This is a genomic window from Trinickia dabaoshanensis (assembly GCF_002879885.1).
Lineage (GTDB): Bacteria > Pseudomonadota > Gammaproteobacteria > Burkholderiales > Burkholderiaceae > Trinickia > Trinickia dabaoshanensis.
Window position 1 is genome coordinate 95,968 of sequence record NZ_PNYA01000019.1, and the last position, 16,560, is coordinate 112,527.

The window sequence follows — 16,560 nt, forward strand, 5'->3', positions numbered from 1 at the left end:
CGGCCAGCCGGCTTTTCTTGCGCCGCCAGAAAGAGAACACCCGGCTCGAAAATCGAATTCGAGCCGGGCGTTTTCTTTGGGTGTTTGCTTTCCGCCAGCGCTTCGGTGCCGTGATCGGCACCGGTCGGACGCCGCTTATTCAAGCGCCTCGAACGCCGCGGCCGCGCGGCCGAGCCGGTCGTTGACCGCAATCCATTCGAGGGTGTCCGGCAGCTTTTCGACGAAGATGCGTTCGACCTGCGCCCGATCGAGCGCACGCAACAAGCCGTAAAGCTCGCGTGCGTAGATATGCGGATCTTCGGGTGCCGCCACGAAGTGCACGTTGGCCGCATCGGCCCAGGTGCCCGCGCGCGAAGCCCGCGCCACGAGCGCGACGCGCATGCCGGCCGCCCGCGAAGCGGCCAGATGCGGCTCCAGTTGTTCGAACGGCAGCAGCGCCAACGGCGTGCGCGGCGCGTAATGCGCTTTGAGCGTACCCGACGCTCGGGGCGCCGTCGCATCGCCGCCGTCGGGCAAGCGCGGAGCGACGCCCAGCACGCTCGCGATCTCGCCCGGCGTCACGCGCCCGGGGCGCAGCAAGGCGGGGAAACCGCGCGACAGATCGAGAATGGTCGATTCGATCCCGACGTCGCACGCGCCCCCGTCGAGCACGTGGATCGTATCGCCGAATTCCTCGCGGACATGCTGCGCCGTGGTTGGACTCACATGGCCGAATCGGTTCGCCGACGGCGCCGCTACCCCGCCATGCCCGCCGCGCCGCGTATCGAACGCGGCAAGCAGCCTTTGAGCAACCGGGTGGGACGGGCAACGCAAGCCAACCGAGTCCTGGCCGCCGCTGACGGCAGCCGGAATACGGGCCGCGCGCTTGAGAATCAGCGTGAGCGGGCCGGGCCAAAAGGCATCGATGAGCTTGTGGGCGTCGGCGGGTAGGTGCTCGGCCCAATACTCGGGATCGCCCTTCGGCGCCAGATGGACGATGACCGGATGATTGGCCGGCCGCCCTTTTGCCGCGTAAATGCGCGCGACGGCATTCGGGTCCTGCGCATCGCCGCCGAGCCCGTAGACGGTCTCGGTGGGAAACGCGACGAGCTCGCCGGCTGCGAGCAGCGCGGCCGCTTCGTCGATCTGCGCGTCGCTAACCGCGGAACCCGCGGAGCCCGACGCTGCGGCGGATGGAGTCGAACGATCGTCGGACATTGTCGAGAAGCCTATGCGCCGCCGCGTTACGCGAGCGCGATGTGCAGCAGCCGCGCGCAATCGCGTGCGGCCGTGCGCGCTTCGTCGAGCGTGGCGGCGGTGAAGTTCACGTGCCCCATCTTACGTCCGGGCCGAGCCTCCTCCTTGCCGTACAGATGCAGCCGCGCGGCCGGCATCGCGGCCACTTCGTGCCACGGCGGCGTCACGGCCGTCGCGCTGGCCGCGCCCTTCGGGTCCACGGGGAACCAGACGTCGCCCAAGATGTTGAGCATGACGGCGGGCGAGTGCTGGCGCGTATCGCCGAGCGGCATGCCCGTCATCGCGCGCACCTGTTGCTCGAACTGGCTCGCCGCGCAAGCGTCGACCGTATAGTGGCCCGAGTTGTGCGGCCGCGGCGCCATTTCGTTCGCGACGAGCGAGCCGTCTTCGAGCACGAAAAATTCGACGCACAGCACGCCGACGTAGCCGAGTTTCTCGGCGATGCTGATCGCCGCCAACTGCGCCTGTTCGGCCAGGGCGGGCGATGCGTCGGGCGCCGGCACGACCGTCAGCGCGAGCACGCCGCCGCGATGCAGATTCTGCGCAAGCGGGTAGACCGCCGTCGCGCCGCTCGTGCCGCGCGCCACCAGCGCCGACACTTCGTATTTCAACGGCAGCCGCTTTTCCAGCACGCACGGCACACCGCCCAGCGCGCTATAGGCATCGCGCACTTCTTCCGCGCTCGCCACGCGAACCTGGCCCTTGCCGTCGTAACCGAGCCGCGCCGTCTTCAAGATACCGGGCAGCACTTGCGTGAGCCGCGCATCGTCCAACGCGGCGAGCGCATCGGACGACTCGATGACGACATGCGGCGCGACCGGTACGCCCGCCTCGGCGATAAAGCGCTTTTCGGCGATGCGGTCTTGCGCGATCGCCACGCAGCGCCCGGCCGGGCTCACGAACGTGGAGCGCGCGAGAAAATCGAGGCTCTTGGCGGGCACGTTCTCGAACTCGGTCGAGACGGCCGCGCACAAGCGCGCGAGTTCGGTCAGCGCGGCTTCGTCGGTATAAGCCGCACGCAGATGGCGATCGGCCACGCTGCCGGCGGGGCTCGTTTCGTCGGGATCGAGCACCGCGACGCGATAGCCCATGGCCTGCGCCGCGAAGCAGAACATGCGGCCGAGCTGGCCGCCGCCAACCATCCCGAGCCAGGCGCCGGGCATGATCGGGGAAACGGGAGTGTTCTCTGGATTCATCTCAGTGGTCGGTCGCGCCCGCGGCGCATCGGTGAGCTACGGGACTGGAAGCAACGGTCGCGAAAACGGGACCTATAAAACGGGCCCATAAGCGGGGCCTGCAAGCGGGGCCGGACAACGCGCCGGCCCCAAGCGCTCAAAGCGCGGGCAGCACCATCGCATGCGCCGCCTGATTTTGCCGGACGCGAAATGCCGCGAGCCGCTCGGCATACTCGGCGGACGTGCCCGAGAGCATCGCGACGGCAAAGAGCGCCGCATTCGCCGCGCCGGCCTCGCCGATCGCGAACGTCGCGACGGGCACGCCCTTGGGCATCTGCACGATCGAATGCAGCGAATCGACGCCCTTTAGATACTTGCTGGCCACCGGCACGCCCAACACGGGCACGGTCGTCTTCGCGGCGAGCATGCCCGGCAGATGCGCCGCGCCGCCGGCACCGGCGATGATCGCGCGGATACCGCGCTCGCGCGCGGTCTCGGCATAGGTGAACATTTCGTCGGGCATCCGATGCGCCGAGACGACTTTCGCCTCGTACGGCACGCCGAATTCTTGCAGCATCGCCACGGCGTGTTTCATCACATCCCAATCGGAGCTCGATCCCATCAGCACGCCGACGAGCGGCGCGTCATGCGTATGAGCGGTCTGTACTAGTTCGGTCATGATCCGACTCTTCCTCTTTCTCGATCGAATCAAGCCTTAGGCCAGCGTTTGGCCCGTCAGACGCTCGAGCGCTTCCTGGTACTTGCTGCTCGTCTTGGCGATCACGTCCTCGGGCAGCTTCGGCGCGGGCGCCGTCTTGCCCCAGTCTTGCGTTTCGAGCCAGTCGCGCACGAACTGCTTATCGAACGAAGGCGGGTTCGTGCCGACGCGATATTCGTCGGCGGGCCAGAACCGCGACGAATCGGCCGTCAGCGCTTCGTCCATCAGGAACAGCTTGCCGTGATCGTCGAGGCCGAATTCGAACTTCGTGTCGGCGATGATGATGCCGCGCGTGGCCGCGTATTCGGACGCTTCCTTGTAGAGCTTGATCGAGATGTCGCGGATCGTCGCCGAGAGTTCCGTGCCGATGCGGCGCTCGCAGTCCTCGAACGTGATGTTTTCGTCGTGATGACCCATCTCGGCCTTGGCCGCCGGCGTGAAGATCGGCTCGGGCAGCTTCTCGGCGTTTTGCAGGCCCGGCGGCAGCGCGACGCCGCACACGGCGCCGCTTGCTTGATAGTCCTTCCAGCCGCTGCCGGCGAGGTAGCCGCGCACCACGGCTTCGACGAGAATCGGCTCCAGCCGCTTGACGACGACGGCACGTCCCTTCACCTGCTCCACTTCGTCGGGCGCGACGACCGTTTCGGGGTCGATGCCCGTCAAGTGGTTCGGGACGATGTGCTGGAGACGGTCGAACCAGAAGTTCGCCATCTGGTTCAGCACGCGGCCTTTGTTCGGAATCGGCTCGCCCATGATGACGTCGAACGCCGACAGACGATCGGTCGTGACGATCAGCAATTTGTCGTTGCCGACCGCATAGTTGTCGCGGACCTTACCGCGGCCAAGCAGCGGCAGCGAGCGGAGCGTGGATTCGTAGAGGGTAGACATCGTCGTGAGCCGTCAGTCAAAAGTGATGAACGAATGAAACACTACAAAAGACTACAAAACAACAAAAGGCAAACGCCGTTCCCATCGATTGATCGGAACGGCGATCGGTTCACGACGGCCGCGCGGACCTCTGCGCGGCCTTGCCTGCGGCGGATTAGCGAACGACTTGCGCCAGCTCGCCCGCCTTGTATTTTTCCGCCATCTTGTCGAGCGAGACCGGCTTGATCTTGCCGGCTTGCCCTTCGCAGCCGAAGGCCAGATAGCGGTCCACACAGACCTTCTTCGCCGCTTCGCGCGCGGGCTTCAGGTAGTCGCGCGGATCGAACTTGCTCGGATTTTCGAACAAGTAGCGACGAATCGCGCCCGTGATCGCCAGACGCAGATCGGTGTCGATGTTCACCTTGCGCACGCCGTGCTTGATCCCTTCCTGAATTTCCTCGACCGGCACGCCGTACGTTTCCTTCATGTCGCCGCCGAACTCGCGGATTTCGGCCAGCAGTTCCTGCGGCACCGACGACGAACCGTGCATCACGAGGTGCGTGTTCGGGATGCGCGCGTGGATCTCCTTGATCCGATCGATCGCGAGGATATCGCCCGTCGGCTTCTTCGTGAACTTGTAGGCGCCGTGCGAGGTGCCGATCGCGATCGCCAACGCGTCGCACTGCGTCTTCGCCACGAAGTCCGCGGCCTGCTCGACGTCGGTGAGCAGTTGCTCGCGCGTCATCGTGCCTTCGGCGCCGTGGCCGTCTTCCTTGTCGCCCTTCATCGTTTCGAGCGAACCCAGCACGCCCAGTTCCGCCTCGACCGTGACGCCGATCGAGTGCGCCATCTCCACGACCTTGCGCGAGACGTCGACATTGTATTCGTACGATGCAACCGTCTTGCCGTCCGCTTGCAGCGAGCCGTCCATCATGACGCTCGTGAAGCCGCTGCGCATCGCCGCCATGCAGACCGCCGGCGATTGCCCGTGATCCTGGTGCATGACGACCGGGATGTGCGGATACGACTCGATCGCCGCTTCGATCAAGTGGCGCAGGAACGGCTCGCCCGCGTACTTACGGGCACCGGCCGACGCTTGCATGATGACCGGCGCGCCGACCTGATCCGCCGCGGCCATGATGGCTTGCACTTGCTCGAGGTTGTTCACGTTGAACGCCGGCAAGCCATAGCCGTGTTCGGCGGCATGGTCCAGCAGTTGACGCATTGATACGAGAGGCATGCTTGTACTCCTAGGATTGAAATCTGGGTGCTCGGTCGGCACGTTTTTTTGTGCGAATACGCGATTTTATCGCGAAGCGAGGGCTCGACCGGCACTTTGGGGCGCCGGGAACTCCCCGCGAAGCGCCAAACATACGGCGCTGAGCGCCGGCTCGTGGCCGGCGCACCGCTTTCAATGTCCTAAGCCCGCGATCAATACGGGTCGCCGACGCGCACGATCTTCAGCGTATTGGTCCCGCCCGCCTGGCCCATCGGCTCGCCCACGGTCAGTACGACCATGTCGCCGCGCGAGGCGAAGCCCTTCGAGACGACCACCTCGACCGCTTGTTTGAGTGCCTGATCGCGATCGCTGTTCGGTTCCACCGAGAGCGGCGTCACGTTGCGGAACAGCGCCATCCCCCGCTCGCTCGTCACGCGCGAGGTCAGCGCGAAGATCGGCACGTGCGACCAGTGGCGCGACAGCCACAGCGCGGTTGCGCCCGATTCGGTCAGCGCCACGATCGCCTTCGCGCCGAGGTGGTAGGCCGTAAACAGCGCGCCCATGGCGATCGATTGGTCGATGCGCGTGAACGTGCGGTCGAGAAAGTCCTTGTCGAGTTCGACGTGTTCGGATTTTTCCGCTTCGATACAGATCGCGGCCATCGCCTCGATCGTCTGCACCGGGTACTTGCCCGCGGCCGTCTCCGCCGACAGCATGACCGCGTCGGTGCCGTCGAGCACCGCGTTGGCGACGTCGGACACCTCGGCGCGCGTGGGCACCGGCGCGTGGATCATCGACTCCATCATCTGCGTGGCCGTGATGACGAGCTTGTTCGACTCGCGCGCCATGCGGATCATCCGCTTTTGCAGCGCCGGCACGGCCGCGTTACCGACTTCGACGGCCAAATCGCCGCGCGCGACCATGATGCCGTCGGATGCGTCGAGAATGCCTTGCAGCGCCGGGATCGCCTCGGCCCGCTCGATCTTGGCGATCATCTTCGGCTTGTTGCCGTACGGCATGCCGGCGATGTTCGCCAGTTGGCGCGCCATCTCCATGTCCGTGGCGTTCTTCGGGAACGACACCGCGATGTAATCGACCCCGAGCGACATCGCCGTGCGGATGTCTTCCATATCCTTGGCCGTCAACGCCGGCGCGGTCAGGCCGCCGCCTTGGCGATTGATGCCCTTGTTGTTCGAGAGCTCGCCGCCCACTTTGACGATCGTATGGATTTCCTCGCCGATGACGCGCGACACGGTCAGCACGATGAGCCCGTCGTTGAGCAGCAGCACGTCGCCCGGCTTCAGGTCGCGCGGCAGATCGCGGTAATCGAGGCCGACGCGCTCGTCGTTACCGATCTCGCAGGTGGCGTCCAAAATGAACGGCTGGCCCGGCTCGAGGAACGTCTTGCCCTTCTCGAATTTGCCGACGCGAATCTTCGGCCCTTGCAGGTCGGCCATGATGGCGACCTCTCGCCCCATCTGGCGCGCCGCCTCGCGCACGTGCTCGGCGCGCTGGCGGTGATCGTCGGCCGTGCCGTGCGAGAAATTCAGGCGTACAACGTCGAGCCCCGCTTGCATCATCTGCAAAAGGATCTCGGGCGAACTCGATGCCGGTCCGATCGTGGCGACAATCTTGGTGGCGCGATGCATGTATCTCCTCGTCTGAGTGGTGTCGCTGGTAAACGGGCTGCGAGATGATGCGTCGGGCGCCTGGGGCAAAGCGCTCGTACTGGGGCTGGGTTGCGCGCCGGATCGGGCCGGCGTCGCTTTGACTTCGTCTTTGACGGGTACCGCGGCGGCGGGCACCGCGACGGGTTCGACAGGCTGGACGGGCTGATCCGCCTGCGCTCGTTGTTGCGGGTTTGCGGACGCGTCCGCGGTTTCAACGGCCGGGGCGCGGCGCGACGATCGGGCCGGCCGGGCCGGACTCTTGGCCGATTTCGGAGCGCGCGCGCCCATGATCAAGCCCGCGACTCGAGCACTTCGACGGCGGGCAGCTTCTTGCCTTCGAGGAACTCGAGGAAGGCGCCGCCGCCCGTCGAAATATAGCTGACCTTATCGTGGATGCCGTACTTGGCGATCGCCGCGAGCGTATCGCCGCCGCCTGCGATCGAGAACGCGGGCGACTTCGCGATCGCCTCGGCAAGCGTCTTGGTCCCGTTGCCGAATTGATCGAACTCGAACACGCCGACCGGCCCGTTCCAGACGATCGTGCCGGCGCTCGAAAGCTGCGTGGCGAGCGCCTTGGCCGTTTGCGGGCCGATGTCGAGGATCATGTCGTCGGCTTCGATGTCGGCGACGTTTTTCGTCACGGCCTGCGCCGTGGCCGAGAACTCCTTGGCGACGACAACGTCGGTCGGGATCGGCACCGAGGCGCCGCGCGCGCGGGCCCCGTCGATGATGGCCTTCGCTTCGTTCACGAGATCGGCCTCGGCCAGCGATTTGCCGATTTTCAGGCCGGCCGCGAGCATGAACGTATTGGCGATGCCGCCGCCGACGATCAGTTGATCGACCTTTTCGGCCAGCGACTTCAGGATCGTGAGCTTGGTCGAGACCTTCGAGCCGGCGACGATCGCCACGAGCGGGCGCTTCGGATTGCCGAGCGCCTTGCCGAGCGCATCGAGTTCGGCTGCGAGCAGCGGACCCGCGCAGGCGATCTTGGCGTACTTGGCGATGCCGTGGGTCGTGGCTTCGGCGCGGTGCGCCGTGCCGAACGCGTCGTTCACGTAGACGTCGCACAACTGCGCCATCTTTTGCGCGAGCTCGTCGCTGTTCTTTTTCTCGCCCTTGTTGACGCGGCAGTTCTCGAGCAGGACGACCTGCCCGGGCTCGACGTTCACGCCGTTTTCGACCCAGCCCGCAACGAGCGGCACGTCGCGGCCGAGCAACTCGGCCAGGCGCCGGGCAACGGGAGCGAGCGAATCCTCGGGCTTGAACTCGCCTTCGGTGGGGCGTCCGAGGTGCGACGTCACCATGACGGCGGCGCCGGCGGCCAGCGCGGCCTCGATGGCCGGCACCGACGCGCGCACGCGCGTGTCTTCGGTGATGTTGCCTTGCTCGTCCTGCGGCACGTTGAGATCGGCGCGGATGAAGACGCGCTTGCCGGATAGCAAGCCCTTTGCGATCAGATCGGAGAGACGCAGTACTTGGCTCATGGGAATGTACGCATGCAGGTTGATTGGCGGGCGAGTGCACCCTTGGGCGAACGGGCCGAAGGTCGGCTCGCAGCTGGGCGGCAGTCGTGCATTTTAGCCGATCGTCCCGCCCGACAAGCCGATCTTGGGACGAATGTCGCGTATTCGGGGAACGCATGTCGTAAAACGGTGAATTCCGCGCCTGCCCGAGACGGGGGCAAAAGACGCTAAAATGGCGAACTCACCGGGGCAGACCCGACCGCATCACTAGGAGGTTCCTATGTCAATGGCCGATCGTGACGGCAAGATCTGGATGGACGGCAAGCTGATCGACTGGCGCGACGCGAAAATCCACGTTCTTACGCATACGTTGCACTATGGCATGGGCGTATTCGAGGGCGTGCGCGCGTACAAGACCGTCGACGGCGCCACCGCGATCTTTCGTCTGAAGGAACATACGAAGCGCCTGCTCAATTCGGCGAAGATCTTCCAAATGGACGTCCCGTTCGACCACGAGACGCTCGCGGCCGCCCAGTGCGAGGTCGTGCGCGAGAACAAGCTCGAGACGGCCTATCTGCGCCCGATCATCTGGGTCGGCTCGGAAAAGCTCGGCGTGTCGGCGCGCGGCAACACGATCCACGTGGCGATCGCGGCCTGGCCGTGGGGGGCCTATCTCGGCGAGGAAGGGATCACGCAGGGTATCCGCGTGAAGACGTCGTCGTTCACGCGCCATCATGTGAACGTTTCCATGGTGCGCGCCAAGGCATCGGGCTGGTACGTCAACTCGATCCTCGCGAACCAGGAAGCCACGGCCGACGGCTACGACGAAGCGCTGCTGCTCGACGTCGACGGCTACGTCTCCGAAGGCTCGGGGGAGAATTTCTTCCTCGTGAACAACGGTAAGCTCTACACCCCCGATCTGGCTTCGTGCCTGGACGGCATCACGCGCGACACGGTCATCACGCTCGCCCGCGACGCCGGCATCGAAGTGATCGAAAAGCGAATCACGCGCGACGAGGTCTACACGGCCGACGAAGCGTTCTTCACGGGCACCGCCGCCGAAGTCACGCCGATCCGCGAGCTCGACAACCGCACGATCGGCACGGGCTCGCGGGGCCCCATCACCGAAAAACTGCAATCGGCGTTCTTCGACGTCATCGCGGGCAAGAACGCGAAGTACCCGCACTGGCTCACGAAGATCTGAAAGAGCCGATCCGAACACTGCACGCCACACCGCCAATAACGAGAATCCGTCCCATGAGCGAAACGAAGGAAATGCCGCTGGTCGAACTGTCGGCTAAAGATTTGCCCGCTTATTGCCCGAATCCGTCGATGCCGCGTTGGAGCGCGCATCCGCGCGTGTTCATCGACGTCACGCACGGCGAAGCCCGCTGCCCGTATTGCGGCACGCGCTACAAGCTGCGCGACGGCGAGATCGTCAAGCACCACTGATTCCCGCGGCGCCGCCCGCTCCTTAGCGGCGGCAAGCGCTCGCCTCGAAAAAGGGCCGTACCGCCGAAGTACGCGGTGCCGCGGCCGGGGCGGGCGGCGCTCATCGCTCAATTACCGAACGCGGCGCGCATTGCGCGCCGCGTTCCGCTTATCTATCGGATATCCACACTGATGCGTCGCGCGTTGGTTATCGCACCGAATTGGATCGGTGACGCATTGATGGCGCAGCCGCTGTTCACGCTGCTCAAGCAACTTCATCCGCGTCTCGTCATCGACGCGGTCGCGCCCACCTGGGTGGCACCGGTGCTCGAGCGGATGCCGGAAATCGGCGAGGTGCATGCCACCGACCTCGCTCACGGCAAGCTCCAGCTTCTGAAGCGCTGGCAGCTCGCGCTCGATCTGCGCGAGAACGATTACGACGCCGCGTATGTGTTGCCGAATTCGTTCAAATCGGCCTTGATTCCTTGGCTGGCGGGCATTCGCCTGCGCATCGGCTACACCGGCGAAGGCCGGGTGGGCCTGCTGAACGTGCGGCACGCGAATCCGGGCAAAGGCGAGCGCGCGCCGATGGCGCCGCACTATGCCGCCCTCGCCTACGCGCCGGGCGCCGAGGTACCCGATCTCGAAGCGCGCTTGCGCATGCCGCATTTGGAGGCCGATCCGAACGAATCGGTGCGTGTGTCCGCGCGTTTTCACCTCGATACGCGCGTGCCGCTGCTCGTGTTCTGCCCGGGTGCCGAGTACGGCAGCGCGAAGCGTTGGCCCGCCGAGCACTTTGCCGCGCTCGCAAAAATGGTCGGCCAGTCGTTCCCGTACACGCAGATCGTCGCGCTCGGCTCGAACAAGGACGCACCGCTCGCGGCGGCCATCGCGGCCCAGGCTCCGAACGTGCGCAACCTGTGCGGACAGACCTCGCTCGGCGAAGCGTGCGCGCTGATCGCGCGAGCCGGCGCCGTGGTGAGCAACGATTCCGGCCTCATGCACGTCGCGGCGGCGCTGCGCCGGCCGCTGGTCGCGATCTACGGATCGAGCGATCCGCGCCACACCCCGCCTTTGTCCGACTTCGCGAAGGTACAATGGCTGCATCTCGAGTGCAGCCCTTGCTTTGCCCGCGAGTGTCCGCTCGGCCATTTGCGCTGCTTGCGCGAGTTGTCCGCCGAGCAAGTGTTCGCCGATTTGCGTGCCATGTTGCTCGGCGAGCGCTGACGCACGGAAGGCCTGGCGGCTTTATGCGTTCATTGACGCGTGGGCGCCGCACGTCGAGCCCGAACGACCGTATTGCCGAGCGCGCCTCGCGTTTTTTGCCGCGGGCGTGACGAGTTAGCCTGACGGCGCGTTTTTGCGCGATATCTACGAGCCCAGAGAGCCATGCCACGTTTTGCCCGCTTGTTCGAAGCCGCAGCCGATACGTTGAACGCGTTCTATCAGACCGTCGGGGACGGCAACATCGACGCGTTGATGGCCCTTTGGATCGACGAAGAGTTCGCGAGCTACGTGAATGCGGGCGGAGCGCACTGGCACGGCGTGGATCAGATCCGCGCCGGGCTGGTTGCGCTTGCCGATGCGCGCGCACTGCCGACGGCTATCGAGCCGCTCGACGTGCGCGTGTACGACAGCCTCGGCACGGTCGTCTACACGGTCGCGGAAGCGCATCGGTTGCAAGAACCGCTCGCGCCGTCGCGGATGATCTACGCAACCTACGTCATGGTTCACGAGCGCGGCGAATGGCGAATCGCGCACATTCATGCGAGTCCGATGCCGGAAGAAACGGCCACCGACTTCGCTGCCAAGATTCGACACGGACAAGGCGCATTGCATTGACCGGCCGGCAACCGATAGCCGGCCGAGGCGATTACAGGATTTGGGGACGGTCATGAGCACGACACATGACAAACGGGCTTCGTCACCGGCTGCGGGGGCCGCGGCCACCGAAACGTTGGTACAACTGCTCTACAACCCGCCCCGATGGCTCCCGACGAGCCATGCCCAAACGATCGTTCCGGCCCTCTTCGCACGCCGCCCGGCCGTCGAATATCGACGCGAGCGATGGGATACGCCCGACGGCGATTTCATCGAACTCGACTGGCTCGCCTACGGCGCCGGTACCGGAAACGACGCTGCCCCGCCGCCCGACGCGCCGCTGTTCGTACTCTTTCATGGGCTCGAGGGCAGTTCCGATTCGCATTACGCGCGCGTCCTGATGGCATCGGCTCGTGCGCTCGGATGGCATGGCGTCGTGCCGCATTTTCGCAGTTGCAGCGGACCGATCAATCTGGCGCCGCGCTTTTACCATCTCGCCGACAGTGCCGAGGTGGACTGGGTCTTGCGGCGGCTGCATGCGCAGCATCGCGGGCCGCTCGTCGTCGCAGGCGTCTCGCTCGGCGGCAATGTCCTGTTGCGCTGGCTTGGCGAACAAGGCACGGATGCGGCGTTCGTGTCGGCGGCGGCCGCGATTTCGACACCATTGGATGTGCATGCCGGCGGGCGCGCGCTTTCGCAAGGTTTCGCGCTCGTTTATACGATGAGCTTTCTGAAGACGCTCAAGCGCAAGGCGTTGAGCAAGCTCGAGCAGTATCCCGGGTTGTTCGACCGGGATGCGATGCTGGCCTGCCGGACGATGTACGAGTACGACAATGTCGTGACCGCGCCGATCCACGGTTTTCGCAATACGGAAGAGTATTGGACCCGAGCGACCACGCGCCCGCTGCTGCCCGACGTCGTCGTGCCCACGCTCGTGCTCAACGCGCGCAACGATCCGTTCCTACCGAGCGCCGCGCTGCCCACGCATGCCGAAGTGTCGCGTGCGATCGAGCTCGATCAGCCTGAAGCCGGCGGGCACGTGGGCTTCATGACCGGGCCCTTCCCGGGCCGGATCGACTGGCTGCCTCGGCGCGTATTCAATTTTTTGGAGCCGCACGCGCACGATGGATGACATCGTCAAAGCCGCGCTCGCCAAATGGCCGAACGTGCCGCATTGCACGGGATGGCTGCTGCTGGACCGGCGCGGACAATGGCGGATGCGCGACGAAGGCGCGCAAGCGCGCGGCGAGCTTGGCACGACGATCCGCCATGCGGCGCTCGTCGGCTTCATCGAGCGCAATTACGCGTGTGACGACGGGGGTTGCTGGTTCTTTCAGAACGGGCCGCAGCGCGTTTATGTGGAATTGGCTTATACACCGTGGGTGGTGCGGCTGGCCTTGCCTTCACCCGGTTCACCGGTGCTGACGGACCAGACCGGCGCCGGGTTCGAGCCGGCGGCCGTGTATATCGACGACGAAGGCGGCGTACTGTTCGCCGATCGTTCAAACCCGCAACGGATCGCCGTGTTGCACGACCACGACCTCGACCTGTTTGCGCAATTGGCCGCGCTCGACGAATCGGGCACGACGGGCACGCTCGAATGGCGTCCCGGCCATGTGCTCGCGGTCGAGTCGGTGCGGCGCGCCGATATCCCCGCGCGCTTCGGCTTCGTCGCCAGCCCGGCGGCGGCGCAGCGTTGAACGCCGGAGCGCGTTCGCCCTTCCTTTTCCGTTCCCTTTGAAACCGCGGGTCTGCCCCAATTGCGGCGAAGCTCGATACATATAAACATATATATGACTGGTTGACCGTATTAATCCTTTCGAGCGGAGTTCCCATGCAGGCCGACGACCGACTTCCTCGCTATCAGCGTCTGCGCGACGAATTGGCCGCTCAGATCGCAGAGCATCGCTGGCGTGCAGGCGAGGCCATCCCCACCGAGCAGGAACTGTCGCGCACCCACGGCGTTGCCGTGGGCACCGTGCGCAAGGCCATCGACCAGCTCGTCGCGGAAGGCATGCTCGAGCGCTTTCAAGGGCGAGGCACGTTCGTCCGCCGGGCCAGCTTCGACGGCTCGCTGTTTCGTTTTTTTCGTTTTCAGAATCGCCGCGGAGAGCGGCGCGTTCCCACGAGCCGGATTCTGTTGCGCGAAGTCGTGCCGGCGCCTTCGGCCGTCAGCGCCGCGCTCGGCATCGACGCCAATGCGCGCGTCATCCGTATGTCGCGGCTTCGTCTCCTCGACGATCATCCGATCCTCGCCGAGGAGATATGGCTACCGTATGAGCGCTTCGAGGCGTTTGCCAAGCTGCCCACCGAGGAAATCGGCGACCTGCTCTATCCGGTCTACGAGGCGCATTGCAATCAGGTCGTCGCATCGGCCAGCGAAACCCTGACCGTCGAAACGGTCGACGCGATGCATGGGCGGATGCTGCGCATCGCCCCGGGTACGCCCGTCGTCGTCATCGAGCGGCTCGCTTACGGCTACGACCGCCGCCCCCTCGAATGGCGTCGCTCGCGTGGGCCGGCAAGCGAGTTCCTCTATCAGGTGGAGATCCGCTAAAGGCATGCGGACGCGCGCGATCGACGCATGGGTTCGCGGACGACGCGCGCACCGATGAACGGTAATACATGGGCCCAATCCATACGAAAGCGGCCCCACAGGAGACATGCGATGTTCAGTTGGTTCAAAGATATCTCCCCGGTCGAGCGACGCACGTTTTGGGCTTGTTTCGGCGGCTGGGCACTCGACGCGCTCGATGTTCAAATCTTCAGCCTCGTGATTCCGGCGATCATCGCCGAGTGGGGCATCGGTAAAACGCAGGCCGGGCTCGTGAGTGGGGCGACGCTCGTCGCGTCCGCGCTCGGCGGGTGGATCGCGGGCGCGCTCGCCGACCGCATGGGCCGCGTTCGCACGTTGCAGTTCACCGTCGCGTTCTTCTCCGTATTCACGTTCGCCTGCGCGTTCGCGCACAATTTCCAGCAGTTTCTCGTACTGAAGACATTGCAAGGGTTGGGGTTCGGCGGCGAGTGGGCAGCAGGCGCGGTTCTCATGGCCGAATCGATTCGCGCGCAGCATCGAGGCAAGGCCATGGGCACGGTGCAAAGCGCTTGGGCCATCGGCTGGGCAGCCGCCGTCGTCTTGTATTCGGTCATGTTCTCGCTGATGCCGAGTGCGATGGCATGGCGCACGATGTTCGCACTCGGCCTGTTGCCGGCCTTGCTCGTGCTTTATCTGCGGCGCGGCGTGCCGGAGCCGGAAGCACCCGCGGGGCGCCCGGCTTCGCAGGCCGGTGCCGCGCCGAGCATGCCGTTGCTTGCAATCTTTTCGCCGAGCGTGCTGCGCATGACGCTCATCGGGGCGCTGCTCGGCGTGGGCGCGCATGGGGGCTATTACGCGCTGATGACGTGGCTACCCACGTATCTGAAGACCGAGCGTCACTTGTCGGTGTTGGGAACCGGCGGTTATCTGGCCGTGATCATCGTCGCATTCTTTTGCGGCTGCGTGGCAAGCGCTCAACTGCTCGACCGAATCGGGCGCCGCGGCACCATCTTGCTGTTCTCGATTGCTTGCGTCGCCACGGTGCTCGTCTATCTGTTCGTACCGCTGACGAACGCAGCGATGCTCGTCGTCGGATTCCCACTCGGTTTTTTCGCTGCGGGCATTCCGGCCAGCATGGGTGCGCTCTTCAACGAACTCTATCCGCGCGGCATGCGCGGAACCGGCGTCGGGTTTTGCTACAACTTCGGACGCATCGTCTCGGCGGGCTTCCCCGTCATGGTCGGGCACCTGGCCCAGACAACCTCGCTCGGCTTCGCCATCGGCGCCGACGCCGCGATCGCGTACGCAATCGTGGTCTTCGCCGTGTTGATGCTTCCGGAAACGCGCGGACGCGCCCTCGCGGAGAACGAAGCCGGCGCGACCGGACATCGCGCATCGCCCGATGTACAGACCGCCGGCCATTGATCGGCGTCGGGCGCGCCGACAGCGATAACGACGAGCCCGGTAGCACCACTACCGCAGTCATTGGAACCGAGGATTTTTGGCTATGTCGACAAACGCCGCGCGCGCTACGGGCGCGGATACGCTGCACGGGGCAAGCACCGGCGCGATCACGGCAATCGATACTCACGCTCACGTTTTTTCGAGGGCTCTTCCGCTCGCGGCGGCCCGCCGGTATGCGCCCGCGTATGACGCCCCGCTTACCCGGTATCTCGCGCAACTCGATCGACACGGCATTTCGCACGGCGTGCTCGTGCAGCCGAGCTTTCTCGGCACCGACAACGGTTATTTGATGGGCGCTATCGCGCGGGCACCGCACCGCTTGCGTGGCATCGCCATGATCGACCCGGAGGCCGTAGCGACCGATCCTAGCTCGCTCGACGTCCTCGCGCTCGGCGGTATCGTCGGCATCCGGTTCAATCTGTTCGGCCTGCCCGATCCCGATCTTGCCGGTGCCGCGTGGCAAACGACGCTGCGCAAAATCGTCGCGCTGGGCTGGCAGATCGAAGTGCACTGCGAGGCTCAGCGGTTGCCGAATGTCTTGGGAGGGCTGCTCACGCAGACCGGCGAAGCGATCGACATTGTCGTGGATCACTTCGGACGCCCCGACCCGGCTCTCGGGATTGCCGATCCCGGCTTCGGCTATTTGCTGACGCTCGGCGCGACACGACGCGTATGGGTCAAGTTGTCCGCGGCGTATCGCAATGCCGATCCGCTGAGCGCCGGCTCGCTCGAGGGCACGGCACTGGCGGCGATGCCCTTGTTGGAAACTGCCTTCGGGCTCGACCGGCTCGTGTGGGGCAGCGATTGGCCACACACCCAACATGAGCGCGGCCACGATTACGATTGCGCGTATGCGCTGGCAAACAAGCTGCTCCCGACGCAGCGGGCGCGGCAGGCCGTGCTCGTCGATACGCCGGCTCGCCTGTTCGGTTTCGCATAACCGGCCAGTATTGGGCGGAG

The 16,560-nt window shown here is 65.3% G+C and carries 16 protein-coding genes; 9 read left to right on the forward strand and 7 right to left on the reverse strand.

What is annotated here, in order from left to right:
• Positions 1–135: 135 nt before the first annotated feature.
• The 7 genes from C0Z18_RS20370 to C0Z18_RS20400 all read right to left on the reverse strand — a co-directional run bounded on the left by C0Z18_RS20370 (position 136) and on the right by C0Z18_RS20400 (position 8,369).
• Positions 136–1,197: an L-threonylcarbamoyladenylate synthase gene (locus C0Z18_RS20370; protein WP_102647238.1), complete on the reverse strand. Its 1,062-nt coding sequence runs from the start codon at positions 1,195–1,197 to the stop codon at positions 136–138.
• Between the two features lie 26 nt (positions 1,198–1,223).
• Entirely contained in the window at positions 1,224–2,432 is a 1,209-nt protein-coding gene (locus tag C0Z18_RS20375) for a 5-(carboxyamino)imidazole ribonucleotide synthase (protein WP_102647239.1), read from the reverse strand.
• Between the two features lie 136 nt (positions 2,433–2,568).
• Complete coding sequence (gene purE, locus C0Z18_RS20380; RefSeq protein ID WP_102647240.1) at positions 2,569–3,090, reverse strand: 5-(carboxyamino)imidazole ribonucleotide mutase; 522 nt, start codon at positions 3,088–3,090, stop codon at positions 2,569–2,571.
• 36 nt (positions 3,091–3,126) lie between these two features.
• Complete coding sequence (locus C0Z18_RS20385; protein WP_102647241.1) at positions 3,127–4,017, reverse strand: phosphoribosylaminoimidazolesuccinocarboxamide synthase; 891 nt, start codon at positions 4,015–4,017, stop codon at positions 3,127–3,129.
• 154 nt (positions 4,018–4,171) lie between these two features.
• Positions 4,172–5,236, reverse strand: coding sequence for a class II fructose-bisphosphate aldolase (gene fba, locus C0Z18_RS20390; RefSeq protein ID WP_102647242.1), 1,065 nt, complete (start codon positions 5,234–5,236; stop codon positions 4,172–4,174).
• 191 nt (positions 5,237–5,427) lie between these two features.
• The gene (pyk, locus tag C0Z18_RS20395) at positions 5,428–6,864 is read right to left on the reverse strand and encodes a pyruvate kinase (protein WP_102647295.1); all 1,437 of its coding nucleotides are present in this window, start codon (positions 6,862–6,864) and stop codon (positions 5,428–5,430) included.
• Between the two features lie 311 nt (positions 6,865–7,175).
• The gene (locus C0Z18_RS20400; protein ID WP_102647243.1) at positions 7,176–8,369 is read right to left on the reverse strand and encodes a phosphoglycerate kinase; all 1,194 of its coding nucleotides are present in this window, start codon (positions 8,367–8,369) and stop codon (positions 7,176–7,178) included.
• 259 nt (positions 8,370–8,628) lie between these two features.
• Between C0Z18_RS20400 and C0Z18_RS20405 the strand changes: the two genes are divergently transcribed.
• The 9 genes from C0Z18_RS20405 (at position 8,629) to C0Z18_RS20445 (ending at position 16,540) form a co-directional block, all read left to right on the forward strand.
• Entirely contained in the window at positions 8,629–9,552 is a 924-nt protein-coding gene (locus C0Z18_RS20405) for a branched-chain amino acid transaminase (protein WP_102647244.1), read from the forward strand.
• Between the two features lie 53 nt (positions 9,553–9,605).
• Positions 9,606–9,800, forward strand: a complete 195-nt coding sequence (locus C0Z18_RS20410; protein ID WP_102608952.1) for a zinc-finger domain-containing protein — start codon at positions 9,606–9,608, stop codon at positions 9,798–9,800.
• Between the two features lie 171 nt (positions 9,801–9,971).
• Complete coding sequence (gene waaF, locus C0Z18_RS20415) at positions 9,972–11,006, forward strand: lipopolysaccharide heptosyltransferase II (RefSeq protein ID WP_102647296.1); 1,035 nt, start codon at positions 9,972–9,974, stop codon at positions 11,004–11,006.
• Positions 11,007–11,168: 162 nt separating this feature from the next.
• Complete coding sequence (locus C0Z18_RS20420) at positions 11,169–11,621, forward strand: nuclear transport factor 2 family protein (protein WP_102647245.1); 453 nt, start codon at positions 11,169–11,171, stop codon at positions 11,619–11,621.
• 52 nt (positions 11,622–11,673) lie between these two features.
• On the forward strand, positions 11,674–12,732 hold the full coding sequence (locus C0Z18_RS20425) for a YheT family hydrolase (RefSeq protein WP_102647246.1): 1,059 nt from the start codon (positions 11,674–11,676) through the stop codon (positions 12,730–12,732).
• Positions 12,725–13,300: a DUF2946 family protein gene (locus C0Z18_RS20430; protein WP_102647247.1), complete on the forward strand. Its 576-nt coding sequence runs from the start codon at positions 12,725–12,727 to the stop codon at positions 13,298–13,300. Before C0Z18_RS20425 ends, C0Z18_RS20430 begins: the two co-directional genes overlap by 8 nt.
• A 134-nt stretch (positions 13,301–13,434) precedes the next feature.
• Positions 13,435–14,157: a GntR family transcriptional regulator gene (locus tag C0Z18_RS20435; protein WP_102647248.1), complete on the forward strand. Its 723-nt coding sequence runs from the start codon at positions 13,435–13,437 to the stop codon at positions 14,155–14,157.
• A 111-nt stretch (positions 14,158–14,268) separates the two neighbouring features.
• A complete protein-coding gene (locus C0Z18_RS20440) occupies positions 14,269–15,561 on the forward strand; it encodes an MFS transporter (protein WP_102647249.1) in 1,293 nt (430 codons plus the stop codon).
• 82 nt (positions 15,562–15,643) lie between these two features.
• The gene (locus tag C0Z18_RS20445; protein WP_102647250.1) at positions 15,644–16,540 is read left to right on the forward strand and encodes an amidohydrolase family protein; all 897 of its coding nucleotides are present in this window, start codon (positions 15,644–15,646) and stop codon (positions 16,538–16,540) included.
• Positions 16,541–16,560 lie beyond the last annotated feature (20 nt).